25 protein-coding genes and 1 pseudogene are annotated in these 25,985 nt (G+C 40.8%); 13 read left to right on the forward strand and 13 right to left on the reverse strand.

The window, feature by feature from the left end:
• Window positions 1-8 precede the first annotated feature (8 nt).
• The 5 genes from glgA to malQ all read right to left on the reverse strand — a co-directional run bounded on the left by glgA (window position 9) and on the right by malQ (window position 9,304).
• Entirely contained in the window at window positions 9-1,442 is a 1,434-nt protein-coding gene (gene glgA / locus L5B90_RS01415; RefSeq protein WP_265761940.1) for a glycogen synthase GlgA, read from the reverse strand.
• Window positions 1,443-1,516: 74 nt separating this feature from the next.
• Window positions 1,517-2,824, reverse strand: coding sequence for a glucose-1-phosphate adenylyltransferase (gene glgC, locus L5B90_RS01420; protein WP_250350271.1), 1,308 nt, complete (start codon window positions 2,822-2,824; stop codon window positions 1,517-1,519).
• 31 nt (window positions 2,825-2,855) lie between these two features.
• Window positions 2,856-4,859 (reverse strand): glycogen debranching protein GlgX, encoded by a 2,004-nt coding sequence (gene glgX / locus L5B90_RS01425; protein WP_265761941.1) that lies wholly within the window; start codon window positions 4,857-4,859, stop codon window positions 2,856-2,858.
• Window positions 4,860-4,915: 56 nt separating this feature from the next.
• Entirely contained in the window at window positions 4,916-7,198 is a 2,283-nt protein-coding gene (gene glgB / locus L5B90_RS01430) for a 1,4-alpha-glucan branching protein GlgB (protein WP_250362984.1), read from the reverse strand.
• A 9-nt stretch (window positions 7,199-7,207) separates the two neighbouring features.
• Window positions 7,208-9,304: a 4-alpha-glucanotransferase gene (gene malQ, locus L5B90_RS01435; RefSeq protein ID WP_250364560.1), complete on the reverse strand. Its 2,097-nt coding sequence runs from the start codon at window positions 9,302-9,304 to the stop codon at window positions 7,208-7,210.
• Window positions 9,305-9,553: 249 nt separating this feature from the next.
• Here malQ and L5B90_RS01440 point away from each other — a divergent pair.
• Both L5B90_RS01440 and L5B90_RS01445 read left to right on the forward strand, forming a co-directional pair.
• A pseudogene (locus L5B90_RS01440) lies at window positions 9,554-9,851 on the forward strand (type II toxin-antitoxin system RelE/ParE family toxin).
• A gap of 3 nt (window positions 9,852-9,854) precedes the next feature.
• Window positions 9,855-10,145, forward strand: a complete 291-nt coding sequence (locus L5B90_RS01445; RefSeq protein WP_250350275.1) for an addiction module antidote protein — start codon at window positions 9,855-9,857, stop codon at window positions 10,143-10,145.
• A gap of 27 nt (window positions 10,146-10,172) precedes the next feature.
• Here the strand turns inward: L5B90_RS01445 and L5B90_RS01450 are convergent, their stop codons facing one another.
• A complete protein-coding gene (locus tag L5B90_RS01450) occupies window positions 10,173-10,619 on the reverse strand; it encodes a YcgN family cysteine cluster protein (RefSeq protein WP_265761943.1) in 447 nt (148 codons plus the stop codon).
• A 177-nt stretch (window positions 10,620-10,796) separates the two neighbouring features.
• Here L5B90_RS01450 and L5B90_RS01455 point away from each other — a divergent pair, with 177 nt between their 5' ends.
• From L5B90_RS01455 to L5B90_RS01480, 6 genes are all read left to right on the forward strand, one after another.
• A complete protein-coding gene (locus L5B90_RS01455) occupies window positions 10,797-11,459 on the forward strand; it encodes a Bax inhibitor-1 family protein (protein WP_250350277.1) in 663 nt (220 codons plus the stop codon).
• Between the two features lie 80 nt (window positions 11,460-11,539).
• On the forward strand, window positions 11,540-11,869 hold the full coding sequence (locus L5B90_RS01460; RefSeq protein ID WP_250350278.1) for a TusE/DsrC/DsvC family sulfur relay protein: 330 nt from the start codon (window positions 11,540-11,542) through the stop codon (window positions 11,867-11,869).
• Between the two features lie 76 nt (window positions 11,870-11,945).
• Window positions 11,946-12,833 (forward strand): metal ABC transporter substrate-binding protein, encoded by an 888-nt coding sequence (locus tag L5B90_RS01465; protein ID WP_442778755.1) that lies wholly within the window; start codon window positions 11,946-11,948, stop codon window positions 12,831-12,833.
• Window positions 12,823-13,740, forward strand: coding sequence for an ATP-binding cassette domain-containing protein (locus L5B90_RS01470; protein WP_250362981.1), 918 nt, complete (start codon window positions 12,823-12,825; stop codon window positions 13,738-13,740). Before L5B90_RS01465 ends, L5B90_RS01470 begins: the two co-directional genes overlap by 11 nt.
• Window positions 13,737-14,588: a metal ABC transporter permease gene (locus tag L5B90_RS01475; protein ID WP_250362980.1), complete on the forward strand. Its 852-nt coding sequence runs from the start codon at window positions 13,737-13,739 to the stop codon at window positions 14,586-14,588. The genes L5B90_RS01470 and L5B90_RS01475 overlap by 4 nt, the downstream gene beginning before the upstream one ends.
• Window positions 14,588-15,424: a metal ABC transporter permease gene (locus L5B90_RS01480; protein ID WP_250362979.1), complete on the forward strand. Its 837-nt coding sequence runs from the start codon at window positions 14,588-14,590 to the stop codon at window positions 15,422-15,424. The genes L5B90_RS01475 and L5B90_RS01480 overlap by 1 nt, the downstream gene beginning before the upstream one ends.
• A 154-nt stretch (window positions 15,425-15,578) precedes the next feature.
• On the opposite strand, the gene L5B90_RS01485 is transcribed toward L5B90_RS01480, so the two are convergent.
• Window positions 15,579-15,854 carry an acylphosphatase gene (locus tag L5B90_RS01485; protein ID WP_250362978.1) on the reverse strand — a complete coding sequence of 92 codons (276 nt, stop codon included), beginning with the start codon at window positions 15,852-15,854 and terminating at the stop codon, window positions 15,579-15,581.
• A 173-nt stretch (window positions 15,855-16,027) separates the two neighbouring features.
• On the opposite strand from L5B90_RS01485, the gene L5B90_RS01490 reads away from it, so the two are divergent.
• The 3 genes from L5B90_RS01490 to yccS all read left to right on the forward strand — a co-directional run bounded on the left by L5B90_RS01490 (window position 16,028) and on the right by yccS (window position 19,398).
• The gene (locus L5B90_RS01490; protein WP_250350283.1) at window positions 16,028-16,687 is read left to right on the forward strand and encodes a curli polymerization inhibitor CsgI-related protein; all 660 of its coding nucleotides are present in this window, start codon (window positions 16,028-16,030) and stop codon (window positions 16,685-16,687) included.
• A gap of 61 nt (window positions 16,688-16,748) precedes the next feature.
• Entirely contained in the window at window positions 16,749-17,207 is a 459-nt protein-coding gene (mgsA, locus tag L5B90_RS01495) for a methylglyoxal synthase (protein WP_250362977.1), read from the forward strand.
• A 37-nt stretch (window positions 17,208-17,244) separates the two neighbouring features.
• Entirely contained in the window at window positions 17,245-19,398 is a 2,154-nt protein-coding gene (gene yccS, locus L5B90_RS01500; RefSeq protein WP_250351693.1) for a YccS family putative transporter, read from the forward strand.
• 67 nt (window positions 19,399-19,465) lie between these two features.
• On the opposite strand, the gene cspD is transcribed toward yccS, so the two are convergent.
• Together cspD and L5B90_RS01510 are read right to left on the reverse strand one after the other, a co-directional pair.
• Window positions 19,466-19,675, reverse strand: a complete 210-nt coding sequence (cspD, locus tag L5B90_RS01505; protein ID WP_103852945.1) for a cold shock domain-containing protein CspD — start codon at window positions 19,673-19,675, stop codon at window positions 19,466-19,468.
• Between the two features lie 240 nt (window positions 19,676-19,915).
• Window positions 19,916-20,083: a YoaH family protein gene (locus L5B90_RS01510; RefSeq protein WP_250362976.1), complete on the reverse strand. Its 168-nt coding sequence runs from the start codon at window positions 20,081-20,083 to the stop codon at window positions 19,916-19,918.
• Between the two features lie 76 nt (window positions 20,084-20,159).
• Between L5B90_RS01510 and L5B90_RS01515 the strand changes: the two genes are divergently transcribed.
• Window positions 20,160-21,164, forward strand: a complete 1,005-nt coding sequence (locus tag L5B90_RS01515) for an ornithine carbamoyltransferase (RefSeq protein ID WP_265761944.1) — start codon at window positions 20,160-20,162, stop codon at window positions 21,162-21,164.
• 55 nt (window positions 21,165-21,219) lie between these two features.
• Here L5B90_RS01515 and folC read toward each other — a convergent pair whose 3' ends face one another.
• The 3 genes from folC to truA form a co-directional block, all read right to left on the reverse strand.
• Window positions 21,220-22,578, reverse strand: a complete 1,359-nt coding sequence (folC, locus tag L5B90_RS01520) for a bifunctional tetrahydrofolate synthase/dihydrofolate synthase (protein WP_265761945.1) — start codon at window positions 22,576-22,578, stop codon at window positions 21,220-21,222.
• Window positions 22,571-23,470, reverse strand: a complete 900-nt coding sequence (gene accD / locus L5B90_RS01525) for an acetyl-CoA carboxylase, carboxyltransferase subunit beta (RefSeq protein WP_250350288.1) — start codon at window positions 23,468-23,470, stop codon at window positions 22,571-22,573. The genes folC and accD overlap by 8 nt, the downstream gene beginning before the upstream one ends.
• Before the next feature lie 73 nt (window positions 23,471-23,543).
• On the reverse strand, window positions 23,544-24,335 hold the full coding sequence (gene truA / locus L5B90_RS01530; RefSeq protein ID WP_265761946.1) for a tRNA pseudouridine(38-40) synthase TruA: 792 nt from the start codon (window positions 24,333-24,335) through the stop codon (window positions 23,544-23,546).
• 111 nt (window positions 24,336-24,446) lie between these two features.
• Here truA and L5B90_RS01535 point away from each other — a divergent pair, with 111 nt between their 5' ends.
• A complete protein-coding gene (locus L5B90_RS01535) occupies window positions 24,447-25,289 on the forward strand; it encodes a patatin-like phospholipase family protein (protein ID WP_265761947.1) in 843 nt (280 codons plus the stop codon).
• Window positions 25,290-25,308: 19 nt separating this feature from the next.
• On the opposite strand, the gene smrB is transcribed toward L5B90_RS01535, so the two are convergent.
• A complete protein-coding gene (smrB, locus tag L5B90_RS01540; protein ID WP_250351694.1) occupies window positions 25,309-25,812 on the reverse strand; it encodes an endonuclease SmrB in 504 nt (167 codons plus the stop codon).
• Window positions 25,813-25,985 lie beyond the last annotated feature (173 nt).

The raw sequence follows: 25,985 nt of genomic DNA on the forward strand, positions 1-25,985 counted from the left end.
GAATGAAGCTATAAAATGCGTTGATATAATGCTTGGTAATGTCTTGCCGCAATTTGCCAGCTAAAATCTTGCTCCATTGCAACCACGCGTACACTTTGCCATAGGCGCTGTTTTTGCCATAATGCAAAGGCGTTATTAATCGCCCAGCCTAACCCTTCCGCATTGGCATCATTAAACACAAACCCTGTGGCTTTACGAGCTTTGATGTTTTCAGAATGGCTATCTACCACCGTGTCAGCCAAGCCACCTGTGGCTCTTACTAATGGTAAAGTGCCGTATTTCAATCCATAAAGCTGGGTTAAGCCACAAGGCTCAAAACGACTTGGCACTAAAATCACATCACCACCCGCAATAATTAAGTGTGATAAGGCTTCATCATAGCCAATTTTTACTGCGATATGTTCAGGATAACGTTCGGCAAGGTGGCGTAATCCTTCTTCTAAATGCGGTGCGCCTGACCCCAGTAAAGCAAGCTGACCGCCTTGTTGTACGATGGTTTCTGCGTTTTGAATCAGTAAATCCACGCCTTTTTGTTCGGTTAAACGTGTCACCATTACAAATAATAAGGCGTCAGGCTGTTGTGGCAAATTAAAATAGGCTTGTAATTTTTCTTTATTTTTACGTTTGCCCGCCATTGCTTTTAATTTGTAATGATCTTCAAGGTAATGATCACTATTCGGGTTCCAAATTTGTTCATCAACACCATTGAGAATGCCGACTAATCGCCCTTCTTGACGCAATGCCTCAAGTAAACCTTGTAAACCGTAGCCAAATTCTGGCGTCGTGATTTCTTGAGCATAGGTTGGGCTAACGGCAGTCACCACATCAGAATAATAAAGCCCTGATTTTAAATAAGAAATTTGTCCGTGTAACTCTAAGCCGTTGATATGGAACATTTCCAACGGTAAACCAAGTTCAAACAAATGGTGATAAGAAAACATTCCCTGATAAGCGAGATTATGAATGGTAAATACGGATTTGGCAGGTCGCCCTTTAAATGCTAAATAAGCACTCGTTAAACCTGCGTGCCAATCGTGGGCGTGAACCACTTCCGCTTGCCACCAAGCATCTAATCCAACAGCAAGTTCTGCCCCAACCCAGCCAAGTAAGGCAAAACGTTTATAGTTATCGGCATAATCGTTATACCATTCATCGTGGTACGGATTGCCTTCTCTGGCATACAAATGCGGTGCATCAATCAGATAGATGCCTAGCCCGTTATATTCACCATAACGTAGCACGATATGCCCTGCAAAATGATTAAATTCCGCCACCACAACAGTATTAGGAATGCCAGCAGCAATGGCGGGGTAAGCCGGCAGTAAAATTCGGCTATCCATACCAATTTGCTGTTGCGCAAAAGGTAATGCACCCATTACATCCGCTAAACCGCCCGTTTTGAGTAACGGGTAAAGTTCTGAACAAACGTGTAAAACTCTCATTCTTTTTCTTCCTTAAAACAGAGAAATACGGTGAAAATTCCGCAAAATTCCACCGCACTTCTCTTTACCTTGTATTAATCTAAATGCGCTTCAAACGCAACTGTTTCACCATTTAACTTCTTTAACATTGATGCAGTAACCAACACCACACCGCCACTACTAACTCTAAAGCGTTTGCTATCCAGTGCTAAATCCACACCAATTTCCATTCCGTCTGGAATGACACAATGGCGATCAACAATACAACGTTTGAGCGTACAATTTTTACCAATGGTCACTTGCGGTAACACGACGCTATGATCAACCAATGAGCCTTCTTGCACGATAACGCGATCGAAAAGGACAGAATAACTAATCGACGCATCGGTGATCACACAACCACCCGAAATCAAACAGTTATCCACGGGTTTAATGTCTGATTTGCTATAAAAGAATTTTGATGGATAGGTTTGCGTCGGATTACCACGAATTGGCCAGCGTTGATCATAAATATCCAGTTGTGGATTTTCGGAAACCAAATCAATATTGGATTGCCAGAAACTATCTAGCGTTCCCACATCACGCCAGTAAATTTCGCCATCGGTATTACGTCCCATACAAGAACGGCTAAATGGATGGGCATAAAGCGTGCCTTCATCTAAACATTTCGGCAAAATATCTTTACCAAAATCGTGGGAGGTGTAAGGGGTGTTCACTTCTCGTTCTAAAATATCGTATAGGTAATCTGCATTGAACACATAAATGCCCATTGATGCTAAAGAAATATTGGGTTTGCCTGCCATCGCTGGCGGATCTTTGGGTTTTTCAACAAAGGCTTTCACTTTAAGATTTTCATCAACTGCCATTACCCCAAACTCACAAGCCTTTTCACGTTCCACTTCAATACAGCCTACGGTACATTGCGCATTACTGGAAACGTGATCTAACAACATTTGGCTATAATCTTGTTTATAAATGTGATCACCCGCCAAAATTAAGATGTATTTCGGGCAATAATGATCGCGAATAATCGCCATATTTTGATACACCGCGTCTGCCGTGCCACGATACCAAGTGGAATCATCAATTTGCTGACGGGCTGGCAACATATCAATAAACTCACCACGCTCTTGTGGCAAGAACGACCAGCCTTTTTGCAAATGGCGTAATAATGAATGCGCCGCATATTGGGTAACCACGCCAATATGGTTTAACCCTGAGTTAATACAGTTGGATAACGCAAAATCAATAATTCGTCTGTTGCCGCCAAAATACAGTGCTGGTTTCGCCCGTTTATCCGTTAGCTCATAAAGTCTTGAACCTCGTCCGCCCGCTAAAATTAGCACCAAGGTATCTTTCACAAGATCATTTTTATTTGGTGATTTTGATATACTGTTGCTCATTGCATTGTCCTCGCATTAATTTATTGATTGCTCAATAATCATTTCCTTTTTTCGTGCAACATACGAATGCGAGATCATTCACAGCCCATAGATTTCCTTGCATTTGTACGAACGCACCACTATATACAACTTCCCATTTCCCATCTGGCAACAAGAACGTTTGTAATTCTGCTTTTGCATTGATTAAAAGTAACCAATCTTCATCTAACTGAATTTGCATTGCTTTGCTATGGGGATTATGCCAATCCGCCACGCTCATTAATTGCCCTTGTGCGTTACGCCATTGCACATTTTCTTCCGTCCACCATTGATCCCGTTGTAAACTTGGGATTTGCTTTCTTAGGGCAATAAGCTGTTTAGTCATCTCAACGAAGTGCGGTTGAAATTTTTGCCAATTTAGCCACGTAATTTCATTATCTTGGCAATAGGCGTTATTGTTACCTTTTTGGCTATGTCCAAATTCATCGCCTGCCAGCAACATTGGTGTGCCATTTGCCAACAATAAACTCGCTAGCAAACCGCCACAGCTTAAAAAACGTTGGTATTTCACTTCCTCTGGAAGATTTTCTACGCCCTCTATCCCGTGGTTATAACTGTAATTTTCGTTACGTCCATCACGATTTTGCTCACCGTTGGCGAGATTATGTTTTTCGTTATAGCTGGTGAGATCGCACAGGGTAAAGCCATCGTGTGCAGTGATAAAATTCACAGAATGATGTGGCTTGCGATCTTCTTTTTGATAAATTTCACTCGATCCGGCAAAACGTTGTGCAAAACCGCCTAACTCACCGCTTTTCCGTAACCAAAAACGGCAAAGATCATCACGAAAACGATCGTTCCATTCAGCAAAATAGTGAGGGAAATTCCCCACTTGATAACCACCTTCGCCAATATCCCAAGGCTCAGCAATAAATTTGCATTGCTGTAAACGCGGTTCTTGCGCAATCTCAGCAAAAAGCCTTGCCTGTGGGTTAAACGCTGGGGTTTCTCTACCTAATACAGTAGCAAGATCAAAACGGAAACCGTCAATATGGCATTCTTCCACCCAATAAATTAAGCAATCCAACACCCAGCGGCGAGTGATGTCATTGGCTAAATTTAAGGTATTGCCGCAGCCTGTGGCATTCAGGTATTCCCCTTGTGCGTTTTGCCAATAGTAAGCCCGATCATCAATTCCACGCTGGCTAAAAGTGGGAAAGTGTTTTTCTGATTCCACACTGTGGTTGAACACCACATCTAAAATGACTTCAATACCCGCTTGATGAAGCGCTCTCACCATTGTTTTAAATTCACTCAATGGCGTTGTTCCCGTTTGCCCTGACCAATAAGCTGTTTCTACGGCAAACATCGCCAATGGGCTATATCCCCAATAATTGACCAATCCTTTTTCCTGTAAATGCGGTTCATCAAGATGATAATTTATCGGTAAAATTTCCACCGCACTTATCCCCAGTTCTTTTAAATAGGTAATCATTGTGGGGTGTGCTAAGCCTGCATAAGTACCGCGAATAGCCTCTGGTAAATCTTGTCGTAACTGGGTAAACCCTTTAACGTGCAATTCATAAATGATGGTGTCAGCCCAAGGCGTGGCTAAGGGTTTATCACCTTGCCAATCAAATTGGTTATCAACGAGGACACCTTTAGGCGCAAGGTGAGCGTTATCTCGAGGATCGCTGAGTAAAAACCATTGCTGCTTTTCAACGCGACTTAAATCCGGCTTACCTATCACCGCTTTCGCATAAGGATCGAGCATTAATTTTTTTGGGTTGCATAAGGTGTTATCTTGTCCTGTAATACGAAAGCCATATTGCGTGCCATAAGGCAATTCCCCCACCCATAAATGCCAAAACGCGCCACTTTGGTACATTTCTAGGGGTAATTCCTGTCCGTCAAAAAATAAACATAATTTGACGTTTTCTGCGCAAGAAGAAAATAGCGCAAAATTCCAGCCCACTTTTTTGTTGCCAGAATTATCTTGCAAAATTTCAATAGAACTCCCTAATGGGTAAGGCTTTCCTGCTGCCGTGCTGATCATTCTGTGTTATCCATTTATCACTTGATTTAAATGCCTCTTTAGGCGGATTTTTTCTTTTATCGCGGTGCTTTTTTTGTTTTACGCGTTGTCGTTTTCATTTTTTGCTCGTTTTCCACTTGGGTGCTTGGCGTTCTTTTCTCACTTTTAGCAGGTTTTCGCCATTTTAGGTAAATCGTTGCCAATGGCGGAATGGTTACGGAAATAGAATGTGCCTTATTGTGGCTTGGAATAGCTTCACTCTGTACTTCACCTTGATTACCAAGGTTAGCACCTTGATAGAAGTAAGAATCTGTATTGAGAATTTCTTCATATACCCCCGCTTCATTCACGCCAAAGCGATACGCATAACGCGGTACTGGCGTGAAGTTACTGACCACGATAATACGTTCCTCATCACGACTACAACGTTCAAACACGAAGACAGAATGTTGATAATCATCTACCACAAGCCAATTAAAGCCCTTTGGATCGTAATCTAATTGGTATAACGCTGGGTGAGTTTGATAAGTGCGGTTTAAATCTTTCACTAAATTCAATACGCCTTTATGCCAGCCCCCACCAACACTTTCATCAAGTAAGAACCAATCTAGGCTTTCTTGGTAATTCCACTCACGCCCTTGGGCAAATTCGTTGCCCATAAAGAGCAATTTTTTGCCGGGATACCCCCACATATAGCCATAATAAGCGCGCAAATTGGCAAATTTTTGCCACGCATCTCCCGGCATTTTGCCGATAAGTGAGCCTTTGCCGTGTACCACTTCATCGTGAGAAAGTGGGAGTACAAAGTTTTCACGATATTGATACATCATTCCAAAGGTCATCTGATCGTGATGATGTTGACGATATATCGGATCTTTTCGCATATAGGATAAGGTGTCGTTCATCCAGCCCATATTCCATTTAAAGTGGAAACCTAAGCCGCCATCTTGCGGTGGGTGGGTTACACCTGCAAAGGAGGTGGATTCTTCCGCAATAGTAATTGCGCCTGCATTTTCTGTGCCGATCACATAATTGGTGTGTTTTAAAAATTCAATGGCTTCTAAGTTTTCTCTGCCCCCGTATTGGTTTGGAATCCACTCACCGTCTGCGCGGCTGTAATCTCGGTAAATCATTGATGCCACGGCATCTACACGCAAACCATCTAAACCAAAGCGTTCAAGCCAATATAATGCATTCCCCGATAAGAAGTTTTTCACCTCATTACGACCATAGTTATAAATTAAGGTGTTCCAATCTTGATGATAGCCTTCTCTTGGATCAGCGTGTTCATACAACGCCGTGCCATCAAAGGCAGCCAAACCGTGAGTATCACTTGGGAAATGCCCCGGCACCCAATCTAAAATCACATTAATGTCTGCCTCGTGGGCTTTCTCGATCAAACGTTTAAACCCTTCAGGTGTGCCAAAACGGCTGGTTGGTGAATAAAGCCCAATGGGTTGATAGCCCCAAGAACCATCAAAAGGAAATTCCGACAAGGGCAAAAATTCAATATGCGTAAAGCCCATTTCTTTGACATAAGGAATGAGTTCCTCGGCAATTTGGTCATAATCCAACCAGAAATTATTCTCAAGATTACGCCGCCAAGAGCCTAAATGCACCTCATAAATGGAAATTGGCTGATCAAATTGGTTTGCTTTACGTCGTTTTTCGGTCATTTCTACCCCATTTGGTAATGCACTAATTTGTGAGGCAGTATCAGGGCGAAGCTGTGAGCTAAAGGCGTAAGGATCGGCTTTTAAACGTAACTGATCATTGCAATCGAGTACTTCAAATTTATAAAACTGTCCGAGTGTTGCCTTTGGTATAAACAATTCCCAAATGCCACTGGTGGCGTGAAAACGCATTGGGTGGCGACGACCGTCCCAATAGTTAAAATCGCCCACAATGGAAACGCGTTTTGCATTCGGCGCCCATAGGCGAAAATTCACGCCTGATACGCCTTCACATTGCATAAAATGAGCGCCTAAAATTTCATAAGGGCGTAAATGTGAGCCTTCCGCCAACAGCCAATTATCCAGCTCTTGAATAATTGGGTGGAAACGATAAGGATCTTCAATAAGCTGAGGTTCATTCCCCCAGTAAACTTCTAATTGATAAGCAAAAAAACTGCGTGTCTCTGGCATTACCGCGGCAAAAAAGCCACGATCATCAAGGCAAGTTAGTTCGCACACTTTTTCTTGATTTTCTTTATTAATAATCACGACCTTATCCGCATCAGGCAATAACACGCGGATTTCAATCCCTTTTTCTGTTTCGTGCATTCCTAATACAGAAAATGGATCAGAATGTGTCCCGTTAAAAAAGGCATTAATGGTTTCTTGTGGAAGGTATTTATTCATACAAACCTCTTATCGCAGACGCGCTTGATTAATTTCAGTTAAAAGTGCGGTGATTTTTTCGTCAGAAAAGATGTTTTCAATCGAACGAGATAATTTCATTCGCCAATTTGGGTATTCCAATGAGGTTCCGGGCAAATTAAAGGAAATCTCTTGTTCCAATAAATTTTCTAACTGTACGCCAATGAGTTTGGTTTGACTTTCTGCCAAATAAAGGTGGATCACTCGCATTAAGTTTTGGTGCATTGCCATACTGAGTGCATCGCCCCAATAATCAGCTGGCAAATACTGATCGCGGTGTAAACTATTGAGTAACGCTTGTTTGTCAATAACACGTTGATCATATTTCTGTTTTAGCATTTCCCCTTGCAGCACGCCAAGTTGAGCAAAAAGTTCGAGATCTCGACAATGCCAAAAGCTACTTAAAGACGGCACATCGTGCGTGCCAATGGTGGCAAAGGCATTCGTTGGAAACGCATTCTTATCGGGATATTGCAAATCCTGCTTCTCAAAATACAGTACAAAATAGGAAAAAATCTGAAATTCGTTTAATTTCCACCGCACTTCATCTGGCACGGTGCCTAAATCCTCCCCGACAACAAGGCATTGATTACGTTGGCTTTCAATCGCCAAAATCGCCATTAATTCGGCAAAAGGATAATGCACATAAAGCCCATCAGCGGCGGTTTTTTCTGGGGGAATGAGCCATAAGCGGAAAAGCCCCATAATATGATCGATCCGCAACACGCCAAAATGCTGCATATTGGCTCGTAATAAATCGATAAAAGGTTGAAAACCACGGGCTTTTAGTTCACTCGGATTATAAGGCGGAATATGCCAATTCTGTCCCACAGGACCTAAGGGATCGGGTGGTGCGCCCACAGACGCCGCTACGCAGTAAAGAGTGGGATCTGCCCACACCTCTGCACTGCCCCTTGAGCTACTTACGGCTAAATCACCATAAATGCCTAAAGACATTCCTTTCTCTTGGCATAAGGCTTGAAGACGATGAAGTTGCTCTTGCACAAGCCATTGTAACCAGCAATAAAACATCACTTCATCTTTATGCTGACGAATTAATTTATCCCGTTGTTTCGTATTAAGTTGTTGATATTGTTGCCAACCAAGCCAGCCAATTTGGCTTTCTTGCTCAATGGTTGAGTGCGAACTTTGACGATCTAATACGTCAAATAAGCCTTGATATAACAAATCATTCCCTTGCTGTTTAACAAAATCGGCAAACGCCTTTTGCCGAGGCTGGATTTTTGCCGCACGGCTACGTTGGAAATAAGCATATAATTTTTCAAGTGCGGTCAATTTTAGCTGCGTAATTTCCGTATAATTCACTTGCTCTGCATTGCGTAAAACAAAAAGTTGCTGTTGAATCTCTGCTTGATTAACCCAATTCTGCACGGATTGACACAATTTATATTCGGGCAATTGATCAACGGCGAGGTAAAGCCAATTCAAATAACGTCTTGAGGCTGAGCTATAAGGACTTGCCCATTCAGGCACGGCTGAATACATTGCGTGCAATGGGTTAATGCCGATAAATTCTGCACCATAGCAGCTTGCTTGTTCGACCAAATACGCTAAATCAGCAAAATCACCAATCCCCCAATTTCGTGCTGAACGTAAGCTATAAAGCTGAACATTTAAGCCCCACGCTTTTTTCTGCTGAAAAATCGTAGGTTGGTAAGTCGTTTTAGGGTGAACAAAGAGGCGAACGTGATAGGTTTTTTCACAAGTAGAAAGCTGTAAAAGATAATAACCAAAAGGTTGTGTAGGAAAAGAAAAGAGTGAATTCGTAAAGGAAAGTGGCGTTATGGGCTGATGTTGTTCGTTAAATAAGATCGCATTGCGTATCGGCGATATTGGTGCTAACCGTGCAGTATCATAAATAATCGGTTCCCCTTCTTTCACCACAAAAACATCATCAAATTGCACCGCACTTTTCTTATCTGGATTGTCTCGCCGCAAAGAAAGCAATTCAACAAAATACGCCAAACTCTCTGGATTAGCATAAATTAAATTGCCGTCGATATCATAATGAGAAATGGCAATGCCTAATTCCTCAGCTCTTGTATAACTTGGTGTTTTCATATCCATTTGCTCTTCCAACAACCATAAATACTGGAGAATTGACTTCATTCTACAAATCAATGAGTTAAAAGCAAACGGTTTCCTTTAAATTCGTGATCTCTATCAAATAAAGATTACAGGATACGAGAAGGAAAATAGCAAACACCTTTTAAGGCATAACACTTATTGTAGGCAAATTCTAATCTGATAACTATGGTTTACAAATACACATTTTAAGATATAATTTATCCATTCTCTAACCCGCTAGTTATTTCAATGATTTCTATAAAACGTACCGAAACCTTCGATAAATGGCTAAAAAATCTTAAAGATCAACGTGCGAAAATCAAAATTCTTGCACGACTAAAACGTTTATCATTTGGAAATTTCGGTGATGTCAAACCTATTGGTGAAGGATTATCTGAACTGAGAATTACTGAAGGGCAAGGTTACCGCATCTATCTGAAAAATCAATAATGGTGAATGGGTTATTTTATTATGTGGTGGTGATAAATCCACTCAATCTAAGGATATTTTAAAAGCGAAACAATTAGCTAAAACGCTGGGAGTTTAACCAATGGAAAAATTAACCAATTTTGATGTAGCTGAATACCTCAACAATGAAGAAGAAATGCAACTTTATCTTAATGAAGTTTTACAAGAAGATAATATGGAACTCATTCTTTCTGCACTTGGCGATATTGCCAAAGCAAGAAATATGAGCCAATTATCAAGAGAAACAGGAATTAGCCGAGAAGGGTTATATAAAGCCTTATCGGGTTCAGGCAACCCAACTTTTGCAACGATATTAAAAGTGATGAAAGCCTTAAATCTCACTTTTCAGGTAAAACCAAGTATCAGTCTTTAAAATATGTACCTTAAGGCTAAATATAAATTACGGCTCATCAATCACAAACTCAAACCAATCAATCACCTCTTTTTCGTGAATGCCATTGGCAATGGGAATATGGGCGAGTTTAACGGTGTTTGGATCGCCAGAAATTAATGGATGCCAATCAAAAAGCGGTTTATTTTCATACAACAAACGATACGCGCAGGTCGCGGGTAGCCAATGAAAGTCGGGTAAATTCTTTTTTGTCAGTTTAGTGCAATCTGGCTCAAGTTGAAAACGTTGCAAATAATTACCGCACTTTCCTGTTTCTAAATTTAATAAATTGCACGCAATGCGAGTAAAGTATAAGGTTTTTCGACGCCCTCGCCCTTCAATAAATTTACGATAACAGCATTTTCCACAACCATCGCACAAGGCTTCCCATTCTGCCTCATTCATTTCCAGTAGTGATTTATGTTGCCAAAAGTGTTTTTCTAATTGTGTTGTCATTCGTGTGATTGCTGATGTCTTCTTTAACATTATGTTTTGAATTATAACAATCTCCGTGTTTTTTGCCTATTCACGGCAATAGGAAAATAAATAAAAATCCATTGCTATTCATTGACTTTTCCCCCCTCTAGCCTATACTTTATCAGTCTAACTTTTATATTCATCACAGGAGCGTTTATGCAATCTCGTTTAATCGTTGAAGACAGCCGCCAAGAATCGGTATTAGCCACCAATAAAGTGTTACGCAATACCTATTTCTTGCTCGCTTTAACCTTAACTTTTTCTGCCATTGTTGCTTATGTGGCAATGACCTTAAATGTTGCCCCATTACATTTCGGTGTGTTATTAGTGGGATTTTATGGCTTATTATTTTTAAATAGTGCATTAGAAAATAGTGCGTGGGGAATTCTTTCAACCTTCGCCTTAACTGGTTTTATTGGCTATTCTTTAGGGCCGGTATTAAATATGTACATCGGTGCAGGATTGGGAGATTTAATCGCCCTTGCACTTGGCGGAACTGCAGCGGTGTTCTTCGCCTGTTCTTTCTATGTATTAAGCACGAAAAAAGATATGTCATTCCTTTCAGGTATGATGTTTACGCTATTTATTGTGCTTGTAGTGGGAATGATTGCCAGTTTCTTCTTTAAAATGCCTGCATTTTATGTTGCGTTAAGTGCATTATTTATCGTCTTCTCTAGTATGGGCATTTTATATCAAACCAGTAGCATCATTCACGGTGGTGAAACCAATTATATCCGTGCAACCGTGAGCCTTTATGTGTCTATTTATAATATCTTTGTGAGTTTATTAAACTTACTCGGTATTTTACGCAATGATTAATAATTGCTTTAATCGGTAAATTCAACGCCCCTTTCTAGGGGCGTTTTTGTATAATTAAAAAAACGATAAAGGAAAGAAAAATGTTGAATATTAACAATCAAATCATCGAAACAGATAATGAAGGCTATTTATTGGATTTAACCCAGTGGACGCCTGATGTCGCGCTAGCTATTGCACAGCAAGAAGCACTCACGCTAACCGAAGCACATTGGGAAGTCATTCATTTTGTACGCGATTTTTATCAGGAATACCACACTTCCCCAGCGATCAGAATGTTGGTGAAAGCAATGGCACAAAAATTAGGGGAAGATAAAGGCAACAGCCGTTACTTACAACGTTTATTCCCAGAAGGCCCTGCAAAGCAAGCAACGAAACTGGCTGGATTACCAAAACCAGCAAAATGCTTATAACTTGAGAACCATTCTCATTTACTTGCAATGATTTACCCTTTATAATCATTAAAAACCATTCACTTTAAGGGGATTTATGTTGAAATTATTCACTATGGCGAGCTTAATCGCGACAATCTTATTCAGTCATCTCAGCTATGCTAAATTTAAAGTCGTCACAACCTTTACCATCATTCAAGACATTGCACAAAATATTGCAGGTGATGCAGCAACCGTAGAATCTATTACCAAGCCCGGCGCGGAAATTCACGGCTATGAGCCAACGCCAAAAGATATTGTTAAAGCACAGTCTGCGGATTTGGTATTATGGAATGGGCTAAACTTAGAGCGTTGGTTCGTACGTTTTTTCCAGAATGTGCAAGATAAACCTGCCGTGGTGGTAACAGAAGGCATTCAGCCAATTTTTATTGCGGAAAGTGTCGAGAAAAAAATCCCAAATCCACACGCGTGGATGTCGCCAAGTAATGGGTTAGTTTATGTGGAAAATATCAAAAATGCGTTGATTAAATATGATCCACAAAATGCAGAAACCTACCGTCAAAATGCGGAAAATTATGCAAAAAAGATCCGCACTTTAGATAGCACACTTCGTCCTAAATTTGATAAAATTCCCCAAGCGCAGCGCTGGCTTGCCACTTCTGAAGGCGCCTTTAGCTATCTCGCTCAGGATTATGGCTTTAAAGAAGTTTATCTTTGGGCGATAAATGCAGAACAGCAAGGCACACCGCAACAAGTACGCCAGATGATCGATTTAATTCGCCAACATCATATTCCAGTGATTTTCAGCGAAAGTACCATCTCGCCAAAACCTGCTCAACAAGTGGCGAAAGAAAGCCACATTCATTATGGTGGTGTGCTATATGTGGATTCCCTTTCCAATGCCAAAGGGGCAGTTCCCACTTATTTAGATTTGCTTAACACCACGATAACAACCATTATTGAAGGATTTGAAAATGCCCAATAATCAGCCCACCATTAAGGTACAGGATGTCACCGTCCGTTATAACAACGGACATACCGCCATTCATAATGTGTCTTTTCAATTACAAGGCGGGACAACCTGTGCATTGGTGGGCGTGAATGGGAGTGGTAAATCCACCTTATTTAAAAGTTTAATGGGATTGGTCAAACCACAACAAGGGCAAGTTTTGCTTTGTGATCAGCCAATTAAAAACGCACTAAAACAAAATTTAATCGCCTATGTGCCACAAAGTGAGGAGGTGGATTGGCAATTTCCTGTTTCCGTTTATGATGTGGTGATGATGGGGCGTTATGGCTATATGAATTTACTAAGAATTCCCACCGCACTTGATAAACAAGAAGTTCAGCTTGCAATGACACGTTTAAATATTGCGCACCTTGCACAACGTCAAATTGGCGAGCTTTCTGGTGGACAGAAAAAACGCGTCTTTCTTGCGCGCGCACTTGCGCAAAAAAGCAAAATTATTCTGCTTGATGAACCTTTCACGGGCGTTGATGTACAAACGGAAGCAGCAATTATGGATCTCCTTGCCAATTTGCGTAAAGAAGGCTATTTAATTCTTGTCTCCACCCATAATTTAGGGGCTGTCCCTGATTATTGTGATCAAGTGATTATGATCAACCGCACAGTGCTTGCGCAAGGCAGTACTGCCAGCACCTTCACTCAACAAAATTTAGAACAGGTCTTTGGTGGTGTGTTGCGCAATGTCAAACTCAGCGCACGCGATCTACACGATGATGAAGATGAACGTACCGTTACCGTTCTCACCGACGATGAACTGCCTGCGGTGTTTTATGGACAAACTAAAAATGATCCACCTGCGCCGATTATTCGTGATTGTAATGTGGAAGATTGCCCGTGCCGTGCGACTCAAGAGAACACCCAATGATCGCCTTATTATTAGAACCTTTCCATTATGAGTATATGATCAACGCCCTTATATTAAGCGCAATGGTGGGAGGAATTTGTGCGTTTTTATCCGCCTATTTAATGTTGAAAGGTTGGTCATTAATTGGGGATGCCCTTTCGCATTCTGTTGTTCCCGGGGTTGCCATCGCCTATGCGTTCTCTTTCCCTTATGTAATCGGGGCATTTTTTTCAGGAATTTTAGCCGCACTTTCTATTTTATGGGTAAAATCCTTATCAAACTTACGTCAAGACGCAGTGATCGGGTTTATTTTTACCACCTTTTTTGCACTGGGATTATTTATTATTTCTCTCAATCCTACCGCCATTAACGTACAAGATATTGTATTAGGCAACCTTTTAGGTATTTCAGTAGAAGATATTTGGCAAGTGGCAATCATTATTAGCATTTGTTTTATCCTATTACTGATTTTTTGGAAAGATCTGTTACTGGTCTTTTTTGATGAAATGCAAGCCTCCACCGTAGGATTATCACCACGTTATTACAAAATACTCTTTTTTGCCCTGTTAAGTGCTTGTGTGGTGGCTGCCTTGCAAACCGTTGGCGCAATTTTGGTGATCGCAATGGTCATCACACCGGGGGCAACGGCCTATTTACTCACGGATCGCTTTAAAACCTTAGTGATCATTGCAGTAAGCTTTGGCATAGGGAGCAGTTTATTGGGGGTGTATATCAGCTATTATTTAGACGGTGCAACAGGCGGATTAATTGTGTGTTTTCAGACCGCACTTTTCTTAGCCGCGTTTTTCTTTTCCCCTAAATACGGCATTTTACGCCACACGCGTTCTGCTAATAAGGAGCAGGAATAATGAATTGGATTGACGTCGGACTGAACTGGTGGGTTGAACCGCTCAGTTATCCTTTTATGCAAAATGCGTTATTTATGGCATTAATCATTGCCGTGATTTGTGCTGTATTGTCTTGTTTTTTGATTTTGAAAGGCTGGTCGCTAATGGGCGATGCCATTTCTCATTCGATCTTACCGGGAATCGTGTTGGCTTATGTAGCAAGCATTCCCTTAGCCATAGGTGCATTAGTTTCTGGCTTATGCTGTGCTTTTGGCATTGGCTATTTAAAATCTCACAGCCGCATTAAGGAAGACACGGTGATGGGCATTATGTTTTCAGGAATGTTCGCAGTGGGGCTTGTGCTATTTAGTAAGGTCGAGACGGAACAACACCTTTCCCATATTCTATTCGGCAATTTATTAGGGATTACCCCACAGGAATTAGTTCAAACACTGGTTATCGCCACGCTAGTTTTGTTGATTATCTTACTGAAAAGAAAAGATTTTTTGCTTTTCTGTTTTGATCCAAACCACGCGCGTGTAATTGGGCTTACGGTAACAAAATTGCATTATGGTTTGCTGTTTTTGCTCGCCTTAACGATCATCAGCACAATGCAAGTGGTCGGGATTATTTTAGTCACCGCAATGCTGATTTCACCGGGGATCACCGCTTATGTGTTGAGTAAAAATTTCAACACAATGCTACTTATTGCCATTGCCACTGCTACAATAAGCAGTTTTCTTGGCGTAATTCTGAGCTATCATCTTGATGCGGCTACAGGCCCAACCATTATTTTGTTACAGGCATTAGGCTTTGTACTCGCGTTAGGCTATCGCAAACTTCGTCCAATTAACTAAGAAAACAGCGTTCTGTCCCAATACAACAAGGTACATTTTGCTTATGGCTTGGCTTCCCGTTCTTTAACCCGTTATAGGCTTGTATTTTGAGGCATTCAATAACGCGATATTCTGTTTATTTGATCTGCATTAAGTGCGACTTATTTGATCTGCATTAAGTACGACGTACAGAAAAATCGTGGAAAACTGCATCACCAAGATAATCTTCCATAATGACCTGTTTCACCACCGCACTGGGTGAGCCACGTTGTAACCATTGATAAAGTTGGGTTAATTGTTGTTCTGAACCTTTCGCAATAACCAATACACTTCCATCTGAGCGATTTTTTACCCAGCCCGTTAGCCCGATTTTTGTGGCTTCTTTCCAAGTGAAATAGCGAAACCCTACCCCTTGCACACACCCATAAACGGCAAATTTTTTTACGTTCATTTTCCTTCCTAATGATCCAAATCATTCCAATGTCATTTAACTGCGCAAATTTCAAGCAAAAATAAAATTTTTTATTTTCATTTTTGCCAAATTAGCATAGCATAGCCAAGTCCACTTTAAATGATTAAAGTGAATCAAAATAAAACATTATCCCTTATATGAAAGGAGCGAATATGAAATTTCGTTTTGCTGCATTAGCTACCGCAGCGTTATTCACTAGTACAGCAAGTTTTGCTGGTATGGTAACCAGTTCATCTAATGTTGATTTTTTAGCCATTGACGGACAAAAGGCGAGTAAATCTCTTTTAAAATCAACAAATTCTTTTAAAGCTAATGATACACAACCCCATCAAGTTGTGGTGCGTGTAAGTGAAGTGGTGAGATCGGGTGGTTCTGATCGGGCATTATTTGAATCCAATCCAATCATCGTCACTTTCCAAGGGACAGCAGAAGACGTTGTGATTTCTGCCCCACACCTTGAAGATGAGCGTGAAACTGAAGCTTATAATAAAAACCCTGTTGTTAGCGTAAAAACTGTTTCTGGAAAAAATGTGCCATTTAAACAGGATCTATTAAAACAGGAAGGTTTCTTACCCGGTTTAAATCTGATTGACAATCTTTCTGAGTACAACGCTTCAGGTGCGGTTGCTTCGGTATCTTCTTTTGCCACAACAGCAATGCCAGCAGCACTGCCTTCTGCAGCAAAAGCACAAAAAGGTAAAATTACCGTACAAGGTGAAAATGTGGTGGAACAGCAATTACAATATTGGTTCCAACAAGCAGATAAAGAAACGCAAACACGTTTCTTAAATTGGGCAAAAAAACAAAAATAATCGTAAATTATTATTGAGAAAAAGTGGGCTTTACGCTCACTTTTTGCTATCTGGAGGAAAAATGCAAAATACCACGCGCCAGCTTGCAGAAAATAAACATATTGCTTTGGTTGCCCACGATCACTGTAAACAAGATTTAATAAATTGGTGTAAAAAGCACCGCACTTTACTTTCTGCTCATATTCTTTATGGCACAGGGACAACGGGCAATTTAATCCAAGCAGAAACTGCTCTTCCCATCACACCATTGTTAAGCGGTCCTATGGGCGGGGATCAACAGCTTGGTGCATTAATTGCAGAACAGAAAATTGATGTGCTGATTTTCTTTTGGGATCCAATGAATGCCGTGCCGCACGATCCTGATGTCAAAGCCTTAATGCGTATTGCTACGGTGTGGAATATTCCTGTTGCAATGAATATCGCCAGTGCTGACTTTTTGGTGCAAAGTCAATTATTTAACCAAACTGTTGATATTCAAGTGCCAGATTATGCCAATTATCTCAAAGCGCGGTTAAAATAAATCTCGCGTTAATGCAATTTAGGGTATAAAAATGACAATCAATAACTGGCTAAATGCCAAAGTTATCGCAACCATTCCTGTTTTTATTGCAGTAAACATTGCTGCTTTTTCCGTTTGGTTATTTGATATTTCACAGCAAAGTATGCCTTTGGTGCTAGGCATTATTGCTGGCGGTTTAGCAGATTTAGACAATCGTTTAACTGGGCGGCTGAAAAATATTTTCTATACCCTACTTGCCTTTTCGGTATCCACATTGAGCGTTCAACTCACGTTGGGTAATGGGGTGGCATTTACTCTGTTGATGACAGTCATCACCTTTATTTTTACGATGATCGGTGCGGTGGGACAACGTTACAATACGATTTCTTTTGGTACGCTGGTGGTTGCCCTTTACACCACCCTCACCTATCAACCTGAAACCCTGTGGTATCTCAATTCCTTATTAATTTTATTAGGTACATTGCTATATAGCATTACCGCGATTATCGTTTATCTTTTTTTTCCTAACCGCCCAGTGCAAGATGCGGTGGCGAAATCTTTTTTAGCATTAGCTGAATATTTAGAAGCAAAATCCTTATTTTTTGATCCCGATGATATTGATCAACTCGAAAGCAAGCAAATTACCCTTGCGATGAAAAATAGCCAACTGATTAATGCCTTTAATGCTTGCCGTACTGCGCTGTTTTACCGTATTCGCGGGCAATATCGCCACACGCGTACGACACAGATGATCAATTATTATTTTGCAGCACAAGATATTCACGAACGCGCTAATTCTAGTTATTTTAATTATCAAGTCTTAGCGCAGCAGCTTAAAAATACGGATTTAATCTTTCGTATTCAACGCCTTTTAGAGTTGCAAGCTCAAGCGTGCCGTGATTTTGCACAAAGCCTGCAACAAAATAGCCATTATCGCTATAACCCTCGTTTAGAACGTGCAATAGCTGGCGTAAATCAATCTTTTGAGCATTATGCGCAGCAGCATCAAGATGATACGCAAAATACCGCGATCAAAACCCTAATTAATAATTTACAAGGGGTGGACTGGCAGCTACGCCATTTAGGGCAAGCCCCTGAATCTTCTGAAACACATCACCGCTGGGTGAAAATTCACGATGATAGCGATGTAACAGGGCTAAAAAATATTTGGCTCACCATTCGTAGCCATTTAAGTTTTGATTCACAGCTTTTCCGCCACGCAGTCAGATTGTCGATTGTGGTTTTTGTATGCTGTACCATCGTAGAATTTTTACAGCTTTCACGCGGTTACTGGATTTTGCTCACGGCTGTCTTTGTTTGCCAACCGAATTATGCCGCCACGAAATTACGCTTAAAACAACGCATTATTGGGACTATTCTCGGGGTAATTATTGGATCATTATTACCTTATGCCCACCCGACCTTAGCCTTACAGATGGGCTTGGTGGTAGCAACCAGTACGTTATTTTTCTTTTTCCGCAGTAATAATTACAGCTTTTCCACGTTTTTCATTACCTTACAGGTACTTATTAGCTTTAATATAATTGGCTTTGATATTCACTCTGCCCTTTATTCTCGCTTAATTGATACCTTAGCAGGCGCTTTTATTGCTTGGATTGCGGTTTCCTATTTATGGCCTGATTGGAAGTATCTACAACTTAGCCAAGTGATTCACAAAGCCATTCAAAGTGATGGCAAATATTTGTTGTATATCATCAGCCAACTTCAATTTGGTAAATGTGATAACTTGCAATATCGCATTGCACGCCGAAAAGCGCACGAATATGCCACCGCGCTTAGCGCGACGATGTCTAATATGAATAGTGATCCAGAAAAATACAAAGATCACTTACAAGAAGGCTTTGAAATGTTAAAACTCAATTATTCCTTATTAAGCTATATTTCTGCCCTTGGTGCTTACCGCAAACATATTAAGCAAATTCAGCAAAATATTGATTTTATGGCAGAATATTATCCTATTGCGAAAAAACTGATCTACGCATTAGAGCATATTGAATCCTTATCGCAGCCTGTGTTTGATAAGCTGCAAAAAAACATTCATCAATCCTTGCAACAACTAAATGAGCAACAAGGAGAAAAACTGAGCCAATCTGAAGTGGGCATTCCAATTCAACAACTCAATATGATAAGCCAAATCTTGCCGCATATTTATGTGATTTTTCATAATAGAAAATACGCACAAGCACATTAAAATAGAACAGAAAAAAGGCAAAGTGCTAAACTTTGCCTTTTTCTTAAAGGATATGAACTTACTTTATCTATTCTACAACTGGGACGATTTTGGTTGCGTGCGAGCCTTTATCACCGTGTACCGCTTCAAAATTGACTTTTTGCCCAGCTTTTAAAGAACGATAACCCTCCATTTCAATCACAGAATAATGCGCAAAAATATCTGCATCATTCCCTTCTGCTGAAATAAATCCAAACCCTTTTGCGTTATTGAACCATTTAACAACACCAACTTCCATAATAAACATTTCACCTCTAAATGGATTTTCTATCTCTGATAGAATTTTGAAAACCAATAAAGCACTCGCCTTATTCCCTAATTTTTCGAGTAAATATTCAAATAAATTTCTCTTTTTCGCAAGAACCAATCTTCTAAAATCAAACAGAGATCACAAAATTTCTTTATATATGTGTTGCTTACACAGTTCAGCAAATAAAAAATTACTCCAAAAATTTTTATTTAGGTATGAAATTATTCCTTAACAGGAATGGTTTTCTGCGTTTTGTTGGTGCTGTTCGCGTAGTGCTTTGGCGACAATCGTAATTGCCTCACCACTACTTATGCCTTGTTCCATTAATGCCTGAATTTTTTCCACCGCTTCTTGCTGTTGTTCGTGCGTTAAACTTAATAATGCGTGATCTAACATAATTTACCTTTATTCGCTTAAAAGAAATCAGTAATATACCAACAAAATTCGCAAACACAACATAAGAGGAAAAATTATGCCCTTTAACTTAAAAAACCGTCATTTACTGAGCCTTGTACACCACACCCCACAAGAAATTCAATTTTTACTGCAACTTGCCAAAGACTTAAAACACGCGAAATACGCAGGCACAGAGCAGCCTAAATTAAAAGGCAAAAACATTGCCTTAATTTTTGAAAAAACCTCTACCCGCACACGCTGTGCCTTTGAAGTGGCGGCTTATGATCAAGGTGCAAATGTAACCTATATTGATCCCAATTCTTCGCAAATTGGACATAAGGAAAGTATGAAAGACACCGCGCGTGTATTGGGGCGAATGTATGATGCCATTGAATACCGTGGTTTTAAACAAGCCGTTGTGAATGAACTGGCAGAATATGCTGGCGTGCCTGTGTTTAATGGGCTAACCGATGAATTTCACCCAACCCAAATGCTGGCGGACGTACTTACAATGATGGAACATTGTGATAAGCCATTGTCTGAAATTCGCTATGTGTATATTGGTGATGCACGCAACAATATGGGCAATTCCTTATTATTAATCGGGGCAAAATTAGGAATGGACGTGCGCATTTGCGCCCCAAAAGCCTTGCAGCCAGAAGCAGAATTCGTGGCAATGTGCCAAGAATTCGCACAGCAAACAGGGGCAAAAATCACCATTACAGAAGAGATTGATCTTGCCGTTAAAGGCGTTGATTTCGTTCATACTGATGTCTGGGTATCAATGGGTGAACCACTTGAAAGCTGGGGCGAACGCATTGAGTTACTCTTGCCTTATCAAGTTACCCCAACCCTAATGCAACGCAGTGGTAACCCTAAAGTGAAATTTATGCACTGCCTGCCAGCTTTTCATAATTGCGAAACCGAAGTAGGTAAAAAAATCGCCGAAAAATACCCGCACTTAGCAAACGGTATTGAAGTCACGGAAGAGGTGTTTGAATCACCAATGAACATCGCCTTTGATCAAGCAGAAAACCGTATGCACACCATTAAAGCGGTAATGGTCGCATCGTTAGCATAACAGCTTACCAACCTTTATCGCTTACCATAAAAAATGCCCTTCATTGGGCATTTTTTTATGCGAGTAATTCTAATAACTGCCCTACGGTATAAAATGAGCCAAACACGAGCAGCACATCATTTTCTTGCGAATTTTGTACCGCACTTTGTAATGCCTGTGTCATTGATATTTCTGCAGACGCATTGATTTTTTTTCCTTGCGATAAAGCAAGCTGGTTCAATTGTGCCAGTAACTCATCGCTGCGCTGTCCTCGTGCAACGGATAAACTCACGCAATACCATTCATCTATAATATCAAGCAAGGGAGAAAAGACACCTTGCGCATCTTTGTCTTTCAAAATACCACAAACGGCGAGAATACGTTGTGTCGGTTTTTTAAGTGCGGTGAGTTTTTCCGCTAAATATTTTGCTGCGTGCGGATTATGCCCGACATCAACGATCACCTGTGGCAATGTTTTTTCGTTACAATGTAACAGCTTAGCCAGGCCTTGCCGTTGTTTACTCTCTAAAGGCTGAAAACGTCCCGCAAGTTGCACATTTTGTAACGCTTCACGAATATGCTGTTCTGCAATGTGAAAAGGCAAATAAGGTAACACCGCTAAAGCCGTGGCGGCATTAGCAAGAGGAATATGCGGAAAAGGCAGATTTTCCAACCGCACTTTTTTGTTTTCACTTGCTTGATTATGACAGTGTTCACGTTGCCATTGCCAGCTTTGCGCGGTTTGGCTAAACGTCCAATCTACCCCACGACGGCTTAACTGGCAATGTTGCTTTTGTGCTTGTTCCAACATTGTGTTTGGCACATTAGGCTCACCAATAATGGCAGGTTTATTGGCACGAAAAATCCCTGCTTTTTCAAACGCAATTTGCTCACGGGTGTTGCCAAGAAAATCAGTGTGATCAATATCAATACTGGTAATCACCGCAATATCGCTATCTACAATATTGGTCGCATCTAATCGACCGCCTAGCCCAACCTCTAAAATAACGACATCTAGCTTAGCTTGTTTAAATAAATATAACGCCGATAAGGTGCTGTATTCAAAATAAGTTAAAGATTGCGTTTTATTCTGCTCAATAAAAGCAAAAGAGGCACTATGTTGCTCATCGGGTAATTCCTGACTTTGAATGCGAACACGCTCGTTGTAGCGAATTAAATGCGGTGAAGAATACACCCCGACGCGATAACCTGCATTCAGCAAAATCTGCTCTAACAGGCGACAAGTTGTGCCTTTGCCATTTGTCCCACCAACGGTGATCACAAAGGGGGCAGGATTAAGCAAATCAAGTTGTTGTGCAACGGATTTAATGCGCTCAAGACCTAAATCAATGGCTTTAAAATGGCTTTGTTCTAAATAAGAAAGCCACTGCGACAAAGGCGAAGTGGCTGTTAAAGATAACTTAAAATTATTCATTCTCAGGAAGGTTTTCTACTAATTCAGCTTGCACAAAAGGAGAAGGCTTATTAGAAAGTTTCCCCAACAAACTCGCAAGGGTTTCACGCATATCGCCGCGTTTTACGATCATATCAATCGCCCCTTTTTCTAATAAAAACTCACTGCGTTGAAAACCTTCTGGCAGTTTTTCACGCACAGTCTGCTCAATCACACGCGGGCCTGCAAAGCCAATTAAGGCTTTTGGTTCAGCAATATTAATATCGCCAAGCATTGCAAAACTTGCTGAAACACCGCCTAGCGTTGGATCTGTTAGTACAGAAATAAACGGCACGCCCTTTTCACGCATTCTTGCTAATACGGCACTGGTTTTGGCCATTTGCATAAGGGAAATCAAGGCTTCTTGCATACGCGCACCACCACTGGCAGAAAAACACACAAAAGGACAATTATCCTCAATGGCTTTTTCCGCTGCTTGTACAAATTTTGCTCCAACCACAGCCCCCATTGAGCCGCCCATAAAGCTAAAGTTAGACGCGGCAGCAACCACAGGCATCCCATATAATGTCCCAGCCATAGCAATGAGCGCATCTTTTTCACCTGTTTCTTTTTGTGCTGCGGTTAAGCGATCTTTATATTTTTTTAAGTCTTTGAATTTTAAAATGTCTTTTGGTTCAAGATCGGCTGCAATTTCCACCGCACTTTCTTTATCTAACAATGCCAATAAACGGGTACGCGCATCAATACGCATATGGTGTCCACATTTTGGACAAACTTCTAAATTACGCGTTAATTCATCGCGATATAATACTTGTTCGCAAGAAGTACATTTTGTCCAAACGCCTTCTGGCACATTCGCCTTACGCGTATTTGATGCCGTATTCTTACTAAAAATTCGATCAATCCAGCTCATTTTAACCCTTTCTATTAACAAAAAATTCCGCTTATTAGACCATAATTTATTATAATATTCTAGCTTTTAAACATTATAACTGATCCGACAAATAAAGTGGCCCAAGCGCATTTTGAGGAATGTCAAATGATTCGGGATAATGAACTTGCACTAAATAAAGCCCTTCAGGTTTTGCGGTGGGTGCTGCCAGTTTGCGATTTTTCTGCGCCAGCAACCAACCTATCCATTCCACAGGCTGACGCCCTGCCCCGACTTCCATTAGACTTCCCACGATATTTCGTACCATATGATGCACAAAGGCATTCGCCTGAATATCCACAATAATGTATTTTCCTTGTCTGACCACATTTAAATGATGCACATTTCGCCACGGCGTATGCGATTGACATTGTGCGGCACGGAAAGAAGAAAAATCATTTTCGCCTAATAATGCTTGCCCAGCTTGGTGCATTAATCGGTGCTCCAAAGGTTGATGATAATGCGTTACGCCCTCTGGTAAAATTGCGGAACGCAGTTTATTGTTATAAATCACATAGCGATAACGACGTGCAGTGGCACTAAAACGTGCGTGAAAATCATCATCGACCTGTTTTGCCCAAGAGACCGCAATATCATCAGGCAAATTGGCATTCACCCCAAAGCTCCACGCACTTTCTGCACGAATGGCATTGGTTTCAAAATGCACCACCTGCCCCGTTGCGTGAACACCTGAATCCGTCCTTCCCGCACAGAAAATTTGACATTCTTCATTCGCCACAAAAGAAATGGCTTTTTCTAAACAGGCTTGCACGCTTGTTACACGCTCTTGCCGTTGCCAGCCAAAATAATTCTTGCCGTTATATTCAATACCTAGGGCAATTTTCATTTTTATATCCTAATTTCATCGAATGGGCTGGCATTATAAAGTAAATTTATTGCTTGATGAACCCTCGCCAAGTGTTATCATCTTGCCGTTGTATTTTAAAAGGAAAAACGAATGAAAGTGGGATTAGTGTTAGAAGGCGGTGCAATGCGTGGAATGTTCACTGCTGGCGTGCTTGATGTGTTTCTTAACGAAAATGTACATATTGACGGCATAGTGAGCGTATCAGCAGGCGCATTATTTGGCGTGAACTATCCTTCTAAGCAAGCAGGGCGTGTCATTCGCTATAACCTAAAATATTTAAATGACAAACGCTATCTCGGCTTAACTAGCTTAGTGACCACAGGCAATATTGTGAACAAGGATTTTGCCTTTTATCAACTGCCGTTTACGCTTGATCCCTTTGATAATGATGCATTCAAGCAAGCGAATACTGATTTCTACGCCACGCTAACCAATATTGAAACAGGGCAAGCAGAATATGTAAAAATCACCGATCCTTTTGCTCAAATGGAAACCTTACGCGCCACTTCTGCAATGCCCTTTGTTTCACAATATGTTGAAATAAATGGCAAAAAATATTTAGATGGGGGCATTGCTGATAGCATTCCTTTAGATTTTTGCCAAACGTTGGGCTACGACAAAATCATCGTCATTTTGACCCGCACTTTAGATTATCGCAAAAAACCTTCGGCAAAATGGCTGATTAGTGGGTTCTACCGTCACTATCCCCGCTTGGCTGAAAAACTTATCCAACGCGCTGATGCGTATAATCAACAAATTGAGAATATTATTAAGTTAGAGAAGGCGGGAAAAATTTTCGTCATTCGCCCATCACAAGATCTGAAAATTAAGCGTATCGAAAAAGATCCACAAAAAATTCAAGCGATGTATGAATTAGGGCTGAATGAAGCTGAAAAACAAATGGATAATCTTAGAGGCTATCTTAACGCATAGCGTGCTTGCGAGGAGAACACTATACATCAAGCAAAATTAAAATTGCGGCTTCCCCACCCCATTCTTTCGGCGCTTGGTGTAACGCGCGAACTCGCGGGTGCTGCACAAGCCAACGAGGGATTTGGCGTTTCAACGTATAAGTGCCATAGCCTGTCATAATGCTTGCACAATAGATATGCTCTTTTTCACAGGCTTGAATTAGCGCCGCGAGTTCCAATTTTGCTTTTTCTCGCGTTAAACCGTGCAAATCTAAAAATAATTCAGGTGAAAAATCACCACGACGTAATTGTTTCAGCAGATAAGTGTCTTCCCCTTCTCGCAAATACTTCACTGCGCCCTCTTCATTTAATAAAGGCTCATAATCATCAGAGAAAAAGAATAATGTATCTTCTGTTTCGCGTTGTTCCCGTTGTGCCTGTTTTTGTTTCGTTTGTCTATACATTGGCACGATTTCATTTTGTGTTAATGGTTTGACCCCGCGTATTGCATCACGAAATAATGCTTTTTCTTCATCATTTATCATATTCATTGCTATAAACTTCTTAGTATTACCCTATGTTATCGGTAGCCGAGTTTCACATTTACAAAACCATATTTGCTATACGATATATGCAGCCCTGATATTGCATTAAAATATCACAAACGCTTTTATTGCCACATATTTAATTAAAACTTTGTTCTCAGTTTTTTTAACGC

Source organism: Avibacterium sp. 20-129 (genome assembly GCF_026226845.1).
Classification (GTDB): domain Bacteria; phylum Pseudomonadota; class Gammaproteobacteria; order Enterobacterales; family Pasteurellaceae; genus Avibacterium.